The sequence below is a fragment of the Paenibacillus sp. 1_12 genome, from assembly GCF_900114475.1.
In the GTDB taxonomy this organism is placed as follows: Bacteria; Bacillota; Bacilli; order Paenibacillales; family NBRC-103111; genus Paenibacillus_S.
On record NZ_FOTE01000001.1, the window covers coordinates 849,371 to 861,601 of the forward strand.

The following is a 12,231-nucleotide window of genomic DNA, read 5'->3' on the forward strand; positions in this document are numbered from 1 at the left end:
CCTACCGTCTGGACAGCAGGAAGACTGCGACATGCAGCCCCTTATTCCAATCGCTGTTGGCAAATGGATTCTTTCTATCCTTAGCCCATGAGGTAAGACCCATCTGCATAGGCAAATACATCGTTTTCCAAAAGAGTCCGCTTTCTCCACTCGGGCTGTGTGTTTCTTGGTTCATCTAAAATAAATTGAATCTTTGCATCATCGTTACCATTATTATACACCTATAAACGTAACCACGATAATAACTGGCTTCACTGGACATTTTGATTTCCAATACATTTTGTTGAACAACTGCAGCAACAACAAAGAAACGGTCCCCTGGAATCCGCGGCACCGTTTTTTAGTCATTTCCTTTTGTTATCCCTATTTGTTATCTCTGATTAACTTGGTATGACCTGCCTTAGTCTGCAGTCATCCTCCGAATGGATCTATCTCGCGTTATGGCTACAACACCGTATACCCGCCGTCTACCACGAATACGCCTCCTGTTGCGTAAGCGGAAGCCTCGGAGGCCAGATACACGACAATCCCGCCCAAGTCCTCAGGAACTCCCGGCCTGCCGAGTGGAGTCCGTTCCATCCACAGCTTCGTCATATCCCCGCCGTTATCAAAAAAGGGCTGTGTCAGCTCTGTTTTCATATACCCTGGAGCAATCGTATTCACCCGGACCGAATGAGCTGCCCATTCTGCAGCCAAGCTTTTCGTCAATGAAATGACGGCGGCCTTTGAAGCATTATAAGAGCTTTGGCATTGAGGCGTATTGACGATTATTCCGGACATCGAGGAAATATTCACGATTGAACCTTTGCGCTGCTGAATCATCACTTTCCCTACCGCTTGTGCCATCAGAAAAACACCATGCAGATTCACATTAATGACATCGGACCAATCCTTAAAGGACATCTCCTCCGCTTTGGCGTTCCGCACGATACCAGCATTATTGACCAGCACATCAATTTTACCGAACACAGCGAGCGACTCCTCGACGATACGCTGTACATCTTCAGGATGGGTGACATTCGCCTGAATAGCCAGCACCCGAACTCCTTTTGCCGTGCGTAGAGCTTCCGCCGTTTGCTCTGCCCGCTGTAAATCCAAATCAGCTATGACGATATGCGATCCCATATCTGCAAGCGCCTCAGCCATCGCTTTACCGAGTCCGGTCGCCCCTCCAGTAACGATTGAACAATAATCCTTCATCGCAAACTTTTCCCAAATACTCATCGGTTTTTCCTCATCCTTTCATCTACAAGTACACTTCTACTATTGAATATTTATGGTAATTAATCAAGCAGCTTATAGGTTTCATTACAAATATGAATCATATAGTTGACGAAGCTTTGCGTCTGGATTGCCCTTTCCTTGTTGGACACAAATACACTGGGACTCCCGTCCCCTCTACGAATCCGAATCGCTTCTTGAATCAATGGGTGCCATTCATCGGATACCAGCTGCAGCAAAAATAGACCACCCTGATCCTTCGTAACGATTTGCTTGTGCTCAAGCGTATACATAATCCGACCCAGCGTAAGAACCGTATCATCGACCCAATGATCTTGCACAAAGCTTTCGTAATGTCCGGCCTTTTCCGTCCAGTACTTATGTAAATTATACTTCATCGCGATAAGCAAGTCAGGCCAATCAACGTCGATAAGTAAATGCTGAGGCTTGGCTCCGTGCAGGGTTATTCCGTGATTTTTTAAAATCCATAAGGAAGTGGAATCAATATTCCCGTTCGTAAGCCCTTTGTATTCACCGTAAAAGTATTTAGGAAATTGTATCATCGGCGTCTGGATCGAATGGCTTAAATGAGCGCTTGTCGTATATTGACCTTCCATGACGCTATAGCAGCTATGCTTCGCTTTGAGCTGTTCATGAATCGCATGCAGCTCTCTTAACTCTTCCTCAAGCAGTTGCCTGCTGATTACGGTAATAAAATCAATATCGCTTCTCCCGGGAATAAAGCCATCTAAAGCAATGGAACCTTGAAGGTAAATTCCGCTAATCACATCAGGTAAAGCTGAACAAATCCCTGCAGCATAATCCTGTAAAAGCGGCTGTAACTCGTTTGGAATTCGAGATATCAAGCTTAACACTCCCCATGCATTCATCTTTTTCATAATGTCAGCCTTTATCCTGCTGCTAGTTCAGCGATTCTCTCCTTCTGTCTAATTTACAATACATGGCATTTAGTAAGCAACGAATTAAACCTCCACGATGACGCTTGATGCGCTGGCAGTGCGGCGTTGTTAAGCTTTTGTGTTATAATGTCGAATATCATACGTTTGGAGGATGGATATCAATGAAAATATACGTCATTCTTTCCTTTAATGGAGAGTCAATGGACAATGTATATGTAGGTGCAGATGAGGAAAAAGCGCTGGCTTTACAGCCATCGGATTTCGAAGATTGCGATGCGCTTTTCGTAGAAATCTGGGAGGATGGGGAAAAAACCGACGATTACCGTTTGCTATAACCAAGGTGATTATCCCCATAGGGTTGAAGTCTGGGCAGATGCAACCTTTAGCAGATTTTATCCGCTTATTTATAGGCAGCATGCAGCCTTCAATTAATGTGCAGGAAGGTTACACCTGCTCCTGTTGTAAGAAACAGTAAATACAATCTAACCAAAAGTATAGACTATTCTTTCTGAATTATCATGATATTGAGTAAGGTCTTGAAAAAAATAGTCCTACAAAAAGCCTTTGGATTTTATTCCAAAGGCTTTTTTTGATGAAAGTCCCCCACTGCCCGGAATACCATCTATAAAAGATGAACAAAAGAAACACACAGCCCGAGCGTAGAAAGCGGACCCTTCTGGAGAAACGAAGTGTCCGCCTTTGCAACAGCGATTGGAAGAAGGGTCTGCTTTCGCAGCGCCTTTTTGCTGTCATGATGTTTAGTTCATCTTATATAGTTATGGATAAGCCAGTTAGTTCAATGAATTGCGACTAAAATTTGGCAATTATCGAATGAGCTTTCATTTATTAAGTAGCTAGAATTTGATCGTCATACCACATAACAGAGGTGTTGTCAGTGTAATTAGCGAGATCGTTGTTTTTCCGTATCAGATATAGCTTTCCGTCGATTCCCCTATAAACAGGCCATTCTGAACGGTAGGTTGGTAAAAACGGCGTTTCCTGAGCGAGTTGGTCCAAGGAGTCTACCTTCGTCATTTGGAAGCTCTTATCGATCAAATAGTACCCCCTGCTTGGTGTGGTCTGCGGATCGTAGCTGATTTGATGCACATAAATCAAAAGCTTCCCTTCGGCATCCAAAAAATTTGTAAAACTTGGATTATCGGCTCCAGGTACCGTGATATCGTAACCATCCATCCATGCATTGGCTACTTTAAGTTCTCCTTGGGGCGAAACAAGCGCCAGCTTCCGGCTGCCGGGGATAATTCGGCCGTGCATCATGCTCGTACCGTCAGACGCTAGCCAATAGCTACCATCCGAATTCGCGATGATACAGTCTGGAGATTGGGGGAATTCAGTTACTTCTTTCGCCTGTCCGTTTTCGATGAGATACGAATAATAAGTGGTTAAGCTGTTGCCATAATTATAGGCGGTCACCTTGGTCACGGTTAAGAACGCCCGCTCAGATCCTAATGGGTGTAAGACTCCTGTTAATTGTCTAATGAAGGGGTTACCTGCACTGTTCGAGTCGACCGTAATTTCCTCCTTGGGCAGGAGCTTCATGTTGTCATAATAGAGACCATTGTCTTTCTGTACTAAGGTCACCGTTTCGGCCGCAAGCAGGCTTTGTTTCTGCTGAATATGCTTATTCAATGCTTCTGTTTCTTCAATAGTCATCCACTTAGGCGGTTCATCCATCGATTTTTTCACCTTAAGGCTGCCCTGACCTTTTTCAGTAACGAGTGTGGGGTATACGTACAAGTACTCTGCATCGTCGTAATAAATGCGTTCAAGCACCTGTTGCTGTCCGCCGATGATCTGAAGGCCCTTCTCCTTATCCCATCGGAGTCCGAGATCCAATAAGTCATGGGCATATTTCCACGTTAACGGCATGTAGGTAACATCATTCCAAACAAGTAAGGGATACGGCTCCTGTCCGTTATCAATTAAGCTATCGTTGATCGCCAGCCCAAAGCTCGGCATAGCTGCCGTGTAGTTCTGTTTCGGGTTATTTGAACCGGAAGTATCCAATGGGAAACGCTCTTTCTTCCAGCCCAACCATCCGCCACTCCGCTGTCCACCGCCCTTAAGAAGGGTCAACCCTCCTTCGCTATAAACGAGGTTCAATCCCAACGATTGCGTAACCTCCCAGGTTAGCGGCAGGTAAGTGATGTCATTATACACGAAAAAAGGGTACTTTAAATGTGCATTATCGACAGGCTGCCCGTTGATTTGAATGGAAAAAGAGGGCAATGTCAGTTTCTTTTGAGATCCTGCTGCGGCCTCCGTACTCATATGTGGGAAACAAGCGAACAACAAAACAATTAAGGACGCCAAGATTAGACGACTTTTACAAACCACCATAAGCACATCCTTGCTTTTGTATTTTACTTTTTAGACGTAGAATGCTTGCAAAAGTTGCCTCACTAAAAGATACAGCTGGGAGTTAGAAAAAGTCCCATTTTTATTATATGGTCATCGCATGAATAACAAGCGCTCTAAAGCTATAAGTTTCTTAACTATATAAGATGAACCAAAGAAGCACACAGCCTGAGAGGAGAAAGCGGAACCCTTTGGAGAAACAAAGTGTTCGCCTTTGCACACGGGTTCTTACCCCTATGGGACTAAGAATACAAAGAATCTGGCTGCAACAGCGATTGGAAGAGGGGCCTGCTTTCGCAGCGCCTCTTATATGGAGCTTGAGCTATCGTCAGAGACCGATTATATATTTCTTTCTAGCAATGCCCCCAGTTGCTTTGCCAAGACGTGATGGGGAACAGGCTTTTCATTAGTAAACCACCATTCCACAACGCCTACGAAAGCAGATGCGACAAACCTAACTAGCAGATCTTCATTTAACCCCTCGTTCTTTCCATTGGTTACATCGGCCTCGTTGGACAATTCTTCGATAAGCAAGTCAAGAAACCGACCACGAAAATAAGGAGCACCTTTACTCGCTAACATCATTGAAAAGAATGAATAATTACGTTCAAAGTATTCGGTCCAGATCAGAGTCGATTCGGTAAAATCCAACTCAGAAGCCGCTCTGCACATTTCCCTTAGAACGTCTATATGTTCTCCAATGAGATTATCCAGCAGATCAAATTTATCTAAATAATGAAGATAGATGGTCCCGCGGCTCACATTCGCCCTGTCAGAAAGATCCTGTATCGTAATGTCATCAAAATTTTTCTCTGACATCAGTTCAATAACAGCTTTTTTTAACGCTTCCTTCGTTTTAAGTATTCTTCGATCCACTTTAGCCAACTGACGGTCACCAATCTTTCTTAAATAATTAACAATTATCAAGTAGCTGTTCATTACTTAACAAATCAAGCTCATTTAACAATTGCAGATGTTCTGTTTCTGTTTATAATTATAGACGTAAGTTCATTAATGTATCAATGATTATTATAAGTTCAATGTTTGAAAATACCGGATTGGAAGTATCCCGTATTTGTCTTGACTGTATGGGTTGTGGTGAAGCAGAGGGATGGAATCATAAGTGGGTACTTGATGAGGAACGCAGGCGTCCAATCCTTAAAAAGCATTGGAGCAGCCTGCTCTCAAGGAGGATGAACAGTGGAACGTTTATGGACGAAGCAGTTTACTCTCATGACTATAGGAAATCTATTCCTATTTAACGCATTTTATATGCTGTATCCGACCTTGCCGCCTTACATCAAACAGATGGGTGGCAACGAATCGCAGGTCGGTCTGGCGATGGGCGCGTTTATGCTGTCCGCCGTTATTTTCCGACCGCTCGTCGGTGGGCTATTAGAAAGGTTCGGCAGGCGTCCGTTTATCGTCTGGGGGCTGCTTCTTTTCACCTTGGCGATGTATATGTATGAATGGGTAGGGGGAATTGTCGTTTTGATGGGGCTCAGAATCTTGCACGGGATGAGTTGGGCCGTTTCCACAACCGCCACGACCACGGCGATTACAGATATGATCCCGTCCACCCGCCGCGGCGAGGGAATGGGGTGGTTTAGCACGTCCATGACCCTGGCTATGGCAATCGGCCCGATGTTCGGCATCTGGGTTACACAGAACCTATCGTACAGCGCCTTGTTTTTATTCGGCGTCGTCCTTTCTGCAGCAGCGCTGCTCCTGACGTTTGGTGCAAAAATGCCTTTCCAGCCGCATAAGGGCGCAAGAAAAATCGAATTGTTCGAAAAATCGGTCTTGCCCATTGCGGTATCGGTCTTTTTTCTATTTATCGCTTATGGCGGCATTACCACCTTTGTTCCGCTGTTCGCTGACTCGATCCAGATCAATTCCGGAGCTTTCTTTCTGGCTTTTGCAGCAACGCTTGCATTGAGCCGTCCCATTTCGGGCAAACTTTCCGATCGGTACGGCGAGATATTTGTTATTGTACCAGCACTTATAATTACGATTTGTGCATTAATTGTCTTGAGCCTCTCCACCGGTTTGATTGGCGTTCTAGTATCAGCGGTGCTATTTGGCATCGGCTTCGGTTCCGCGCAGCCAGCTCTTCAAGCGGCAACGATACGTCTCGCCCGTTCGGACCGTAAAGGGGTCGCCATCGCCTCTATATCGACTGCTAATGACCTTGGCATTGGGCTAGGTGCGATCATGCTCGGCTGGGTCTCCCAGTACACAAGCTACCATGTATTGTTCGCGGTCAGCGCCTTGTCCGTTGCGTTTTCCTTGATACTTTTCACTTTTTTTGTAAAACGTTTGTTGAAAAACAAACAGTCTCTGAATGCCGATTCTGTTCCCTTCGAATGAATTTATCAAATTATAGTCTAATAAACAACAATAAAAGCAGCAGGACAAGGAAAGCCCTTGCCTGCTGCTTTATCATTTAACGCCCTGCCTTCAAGCTGCTTCCTGTTGTAATCGCCTGATCCTGAAAGTTCTCAACCGATGCTTTCTTCTCGTAGAAGTGAGTGGCATTCGCTTGAATCCCTTCACGTGTATAGAAAGGATCGTCCGCGCTAATAGGGAAGGTAACCTTTTCCCCTGTGCTTGCAGATTTGTAAATCCCAAGAATCAGCTCAAGCGTACTGCGGCCGCTAATCCCATCGATGAGCAATGGAGCACCGGTTTCGATCGCTTGCAGCACATTATCTATTTGGCCCATATGGCCTTCGTACGCAACCTCCGGCAGTTCCTCATACAGCTTGGTAATTTCCTGCTCCAGCTGAACATTCGGCTCAGGGAAACCATTGGCTTTCGAGCTCGAAGCTTTCAGCTTCCATGGTGCCGAGACACGCGCCTGCTTGCCTTGGAAAATAAGCTGCTGCTCTTCGCCATGATGGACGACCGAGCTTGTGATTTGGGCTAATGCACCGGATGGAAAGCGCAGCATAGCAATGGACAAATCCTCAACCTCGGCATTGTCATGCGAAGTATTGCTCATGAATGCCTGAAGCTCGCTCGGACGACCCATCATCCACAGAAATGCATCGATATGATGCACAGCATGATTGAGTGTGCAGCCTCCGCCTTCCTTCTCCCAAGTGCCCCGCCACCACAGATCGTAATAGCAGTGTCCGCGCCACCAGAAGGAATCGACCTGAGCATGGACAATCGGGCCCATCAGTCCGCTATCCAGAACCGATTTCAACTTCATCATTGGCGTTTTAAAGCGATTTTGAGCGACTACCGAAAAGATTTTACCACTCTTACGGGCGGCTTCATTCATTTCATCGCATTCCTGCAGCGAGGATGCCATCGGCTTTTCAACCAGTACGTGCTTGCCTGCCTGCAAAAAATCTACAGCAATCGGCGCGTGGGTGTAAGGAGGTGTGCACACGGATATGAGGTCAATGTCCTGCCCCAACAGCTCTTTATAATCGGAAACAGCTTTTGCGTTGGTCAGTTGGAATTGATCAATACGCGACTGTGCCTTGTCCACATAAATATCGCAAATGGCAACAATTTCACAGCGCTCCGAAAATTCCAAATAAGCTTTGATATGAGACGGGCTGATCGCTCCCGCTCCGATAATGGCTACCTTCAACATAGCTGAATCCCTCCAGATTAATTTTTCATATCTTCATCATAATCGAAGAGGGGCTTATTTTATGCAGCGATGTTGTGATAAAATGTTCATATCTTGCTATTATTAAAGCGATTTCATTATTATTGCAAAGCGTGGTGAATTCAGAGGATGAGCATCGTCTCCGATCCGTTCCAATTTGACTATCGGCGAACGTCAGAGCTGCAATTTAGAGAAGTGTTTCATGCCCACCCCCAAATGGAATTCACCTATGTACATAGAGGGAGCGGCAATTTAATTATCGAGGGCAAAACCTATTCCATCGAGCCCAGCACCTTAATGATATTCCAGCCTTTTCAGCTGCACCGCGTTCAAATGCATGTCACATCCGATTCACCATTTATCAGAACCGTCATGATGTTCGATCCTGCATTGCTGAAGCCTTATTGGGCCAGCTTTCCTGTCATTGAACGTTTTTTTCTCGATTTGCAGAAGCAAGCGAGCGGTAAACCCATCCATAGCATTCGGGAATCCGAGCCGATTATCACACATTTAGGAACATTTAATGAGACACGTTCCAAATTGAACGAACACGAAATCAAGGAAGAATTCCATTTCTTCCTGCTTGGCTTCCTTCGTCAATTAAAGACATTATGGCACAAGCCTGATGACGATCCCTCCATTCCTGCGAGAAGGCATCATCATCGGGCCGAAGAGGTTATGCAGTGGATCGAGGAGCACTATCAAGAGGCTTTCAACTTGGAACAGCTGGCTAAAGAGCTGCATTTGTCCCCTTACCATATCGCCCATTTGTTCAAGCAGGCTACCGGAGCGACTATAGTGGCTTACACGCAGGCAACGAGAATAAGGCACGCTTGTGTGCATCTGATCACTTCGTCATTAACCGTTCCTGAGATCGGTGCTCGAGTCGGAATTCCCAACCCTTCTTACTTCTGCCGTGTATTTCGCCAAACAATGGGAAGCACACCGCATCAATATCGGCTGCATATTCACAAAAGAACCTGACTCTTCAGGATATATCGCAAACGGATGCGGCCTACCAAGGCAATTCTTCACCGGTATCCGCTTCAACATAAATCGGCTGATCACGCTGGTGATCCTTCAGCGCTTCGATCCGGTTCCAGATATGTACGGCTGCTTCCTCCGGCGTATACTTCCCTTTATCGCTCCAGGCTCCATGCATGAAGGTTTTCACCCAGCCTGGATGCAGCAGAAGTACACGTCCACCCTGCTTGCGAATGGTATTGTGAATAAGGGAGGAGCCCATGTTTAACGCTGTCTTTGCCATGCAGTATCCGAACCAGGCTTCACGTTGATTGTTCCCGATGCTGCCTGCCTCCGAGGAAATATTGACGATCAGCTTGCCGCCGTTCATGATCGTGCCGATTAAGGCATTCGACAAGCGGATTGCGCCGACTGCCGTAATATTGTACACACGCTGGATTTCATCAAAGTCTATTGTGTCCTCCACCGTAGCCAGTGTATCGCCAAGTATCGCTGCATTATTGATCAGAAGGTCGAGCTTGTCTGTCTTACTCTCAATGAATGCAGCGGCTTCCCTTACGCTCTTGTCGCTGCCCACATCTAGTGTGATTACGTGCAGCTGCTCTGGAAACTGTTCTGTAAGCTGCTTCAACCCTTCATTGTCAGGCACGATACCGCCCGCAAATACCGTATGGCCCGCAGCAAGTAACTGTTGGGTCAATGCCAGTCCAATTCCTCTGTCGGTACCCGATATGCAAACCGTCTTGTTATTCGCCATTTATGGTCTCTCCTTATCAGTTACCCAGACCACAGATCGCCTCAGCATTTCCCGCACCTCGGGTACGAGATAAGCGTTCCGATCATGGCCCAGCAAGGTTTGATATACTCTTGAGTTTCGATATTGGCTTACCCAAGCAAGCGGTTCTTCCTTACCTGTAATCTTCGATTGTGCTGCATACAAGGGATGGATATCCACATCACCCTCTTGGTCAAAATATAATTCATCTGAAATGATAAAAGATGCGATACCCTCTGTAATGGGGTGCGTATCGTCCGTCATAAACACTTCAAATTCGCCATACTTGTCATGCCGGCTTTTTCCATGATGATTCCAAGCTCGAGGCACGATACTGTGGTATTCCGGCCATTCCGACTGCCCCGCCTCCGGCAGGGAGAAATGAAACGCGCCGTTAGCAAAGTGCAGAATCACAAACCCGCCGCCCTTTTCACCGAACTCAATTACATTCGCCTTGGCCTGCTCGCTCAGCTCGGTTGGGTCCTGCCAATTGCAGTAATTGAAAGCAATCGCATCATAATTAAGCAAGCTTTCATCCGCCAGGCTTTCAATATCATAAGAAATCGTTACTTGAATTCCGCTGTGTTCCTCCAGCGCTTCCTGGATGAGCGGTGTTGTTTCCTCCCAGTTGTGCCATTTGTGATGGTCATTTCCTGAAATCAGCAGTACGTTGATGAGCTTACTTGTCATAGTTCTCTCTCCTCGCATCTAAGCATGATGGATCTGAATGTAAACTCAAGAGAGGCATAGCTGCCCCTCTCTGTGAATGTCTATTTTTTTCCTATTTTTGCATATTGCGCGCTGTACTCCTCAATAACCTTATCGCCGCCTGCTTTTTTCCACTGCTCAATCGCTTGCTTCCAGCCTGCCTCATCCAGCTTGCCCAGCACGAATTTGGTACGGGCGTCATCAATGATCGGCTTTAATTCATTGCCCTTGGTCGTCTGTGTATCGGATACAAGTGGATTGGTCGGATTATTAACGGCAATCGACTCATTCTCAATAATCATCTTACCATATTTCTCCATGAGCGGTGTTTCTTTACCTGTTGTTTTCGCGGAATATTTCGCTACCTGCAATTGAAGCAAGCTGGAGCCGATCTCTGTATCGAACAGCTTTTGATCGATGAAGGCTGGTTTATTGTCCTCCATCTTATAATGTCTTCCCTCGATGCCCCATCCGAGTAGATCCAGCATCTTCTGATCGGACAGCTTATCAAAGAATCCCAGAATCTGCTTCAGCTCAGCCTCCGATTTCACACTGGATTTAGGGAACATAAACACGCTGTTATAACCTTGCCCGCCTGGTGATCTTTCCCCAGCAGGTCCTTTAATGCGGCTAACCACATCCACGTCGGCCCCAGGGAAGGATTTGGTCAAGGATGCTTGATAGTTCGGCGCATCCAGCATGCTAGAGATAACTGCTCCCGATTTGCCCTGGTTCATATCATCCTTCTTTTGCTGATTGTTCAGCACAGGGAAATCCTGCTTGATCAGCTTCTCATCGTACAGCTTTTTATAAAATTTCATCGCTTCAAAATAAGCAGGCGACATGAAATCCGGGCTCAGCTTGCCGTCCTTTGCTTCCCATCCGTTCGGTGCGCCCATATACGAAGCGACGACCCCGAAGCCATCCATCGTTTTTTCATCGGTCAGCCCTACGGTATCCGCTTTTCCATTTTTGTCCGGATCGTTCAGTGTAAAGGCTTTCAGCACGTTATACAATTCGTCGATCGTTTTCGGCTCGCTCAAGCCGACATTTTTCAACCAGTCACTACGGAAAATAATACCGTTAGGTGCCAGGTCACGAGCGCGGAACACTCCATATATTTTGCCGTCCACACTGATATTATCGAATACGGACTTATTCATTTTGGATAGGTTCGGATAATCCTTCAAGTACGGGCCAACTTCCCAGAACACGCCGGAACGAACGGCGGCCAGGATGTTGGAATCCTTATTATTTTGTACAAGCAGGGCCTTCGGCAGCTCACCGGAAGCAATCGTGACATTGACCTTTTCTTTATAAGAGGAATTGGGTACCCAGGAAATATCAAGCTTGGTATTGGTGTATTCCTCGATCCTCTTTTGCGCTTCGCTATCTGCTTTGGGTGGCTCGGAATACATAAGCGTCATGATGCTGAGCTTCAACGGCCCCTTATTTTCTGTTGGCGCACTGCTGCCAGCGGTACCCGCCGCAGGAGTCTGGCCGCTGCCGCAGCCCGCTAGCAATGCCGCAGCACCTACCATGATTCCCATAGTGGCGATGCCTGCTTTTTTTATACCGTTACGTCTGTTCATTGTGAATTTGCCTCCCCTAATCTA

At 46.3% G+C, this 12,231-nt stretch carries 12 protein-coding genes; 3 read left to right on the plus strand and 9 right to left on the minus strand.

The features are described 5' to 3' along the window. Window position 1: 1 nt before the first annotated feature. The 3 genes from BM210_RS34625 to BM210_RS03710 all read right to left on the minus strand — a co-directional run bounded on the left by BM210_RS34625 (window position 2) and on the right by BM210_RS03710 (window position 2,087). Window positions 2-175: a hypothetical protein gene (locus BM210_RS34625; protein WP_177237605.1), complete on the minus strand. Its 174-nt coding sequence runs from the start codon at window positions 173-175 to the stop codon at window positions 2-4. 269 nt (window positions 176-444) lie between these two features. After that, entirely contained in the window at window positions 445-1,224 is a 780-nt protein-coding gene (locus BM210_RS03705) for an SDR family NAD(P)-dependent oxidoreductase (RefSeq protein WP_091164472.1), read from the minus strand. Window positions 1,225-1,283: 59 nt separating this feature from the next. Further along, window positions 1,284-2,087 carry an aminoglycoside adenylyltransferase domain-containing protein gene (locus BM210_RS03710; RefSeq protein WP_218184887.1) on the minus strand — a complete coding sequence of 268 codons (804 nt, stop codon included), beginning with the start codon at window positions 2,085-2,087 and terminating at the stop codon, window positions 1,284-1,286. Window positions 2,088-2,302: 215 nt separating this feature from the next. On the opposite strand from BM210_RS03710, the gene BM210_RS34630 reads away from it, so the two are divergent. Next, window positions 2,303-2,476, plus strand: coding sequence for a hypothetical protein (locus BM210_RS34630; RefSeq protein WP_177237606.1), 174 nt, complete (start codon window positions 2,303-2,305; stop codon window positions 2,474-2,476). A gap of 511 nt (window positions 2,477-2,987) precedes the next feature. Here the strand turns inward: BM210_RS34630 and BM210_RS03715 are convergent. Both BM210_RS03715 and BM210_RS03720 read right to left on the minus strand, forming a co-directional pair. Beyond that, complete coding sequence (locus tag BM210_RS03715; RefSeq protein WP_091164478.1) at window positions 2,988-4,502, minus strand: hypothetical protein; 1,515 nt, start codon at window positions 4,500-4,502, stop codon at window positions 2,988-2,990. A gap of 357 nt (window positions 4,503-4,859) precedes the next feature. Then, window positions 4,860-5,405, minus strand: coding sequence for a TetR/AcrR family transcriptional regulator (locus BM210_RS03720; RefSeq protein WP_091164480.1), 546 nt, complete (start codon window positions 5,403-5,405; stop codon window positions 4,860-4,862). A 315-nt stretch (window positions 5,406-5,720) separates the two neighbouring features. Here BM210_RS03720 and BM210_RS03730 point away from each other — a divergent pair, with 315 nt between their 5' ends. Beyond that, window positions 5,721-6,890 carry an MFS transporter gene (locus tag BM210_RS03730; RefSeq protein ID WP_091164484.1) on the plus strand — a complete coding sequence of 390 codons (1,170 nt, stop codon included), beginning with the start codon at window positions 5,721-5,723 and terminating at the stop codon, window positions 6,888-6,890. 76 nt (window positions 6,891-6,966) lie between these two features. Here BM210_RS03730 and BM210_RS03735 read toward each other — a convergent pair whose 3' ends face one another. After that, the gene (locus BM210_RS03735; protein WP_091164486.1) at window positions 6,967-8,130 is read right to left on the minus strand and encodes a Gfo/Idh/MocA family protein; all 1,164 of its coding nucleotides are present in this window, start codon (window positions 8,128-8,130) and stop codon (window positions 6,967-6,969) included. 147 nt (window positions 8,131-8,277) lie between these two features. Between BM210_RS03735 and BM210_RS03740 the strand changes: the two genes are divergently transcribed. Next, window positions 8,278-9,132 carry an AraC family transcriptional regulator gene (locus BM210_RS03740; RefSeq protein ID WP_091164488.1) on the plus strand — a complete coding sequence of 285 codons (855 nt, stop codon included), beginning with the start codon at window positions 8,278-8,280 and terminating at the stop codon, window positions 9,130-9,132. A 31-nt stretch (window positions 9,133-9,163) separates the two neighbouring features. Here the strand turns inward: BM210_RS03740 and BM210_RS03745 are convergent, their stop codons facing one another. The 3 genes from BM210_RS03745 to BM210_RS03755 form a co-directional block, all read right to left on the minus strand. Beyond that, window positions 9,164-9,889, minus strand: coding sequence for an SDR family NAD(P)-dependent oxidoreductase (locus BM210_RS03745; protein WP_091164491.1), 726 nt, complete (start codon window positions 9,887-9,889; stop codon window positions 9,164-9,166). After that, window positions 9,890-10,597, minus strand: a complete 708-nt coding sequence (locus BM210_RS03750; RefSeq protein WP_177237608.1) for a ThuA domain-containing protein — start codon at window positions 10,595-10,597, stop codon at window positions 9,890-9,892. An 80-nt stretch (window positions 10,598-10,677) separates the two neighbouring features. Next, window positions 10,678-12,207, minus strand: coding sequence for an extracellular solute-binding protein (locus tag BM210_RS03755; protein ID WP_091164495.1), 1,530 nt, complete (start codon window positions 12,205-12,207; stop codon window positions 10,678-10,680). Window positions 12,208-12,231 lie beyond the last annotated feature (24 nt).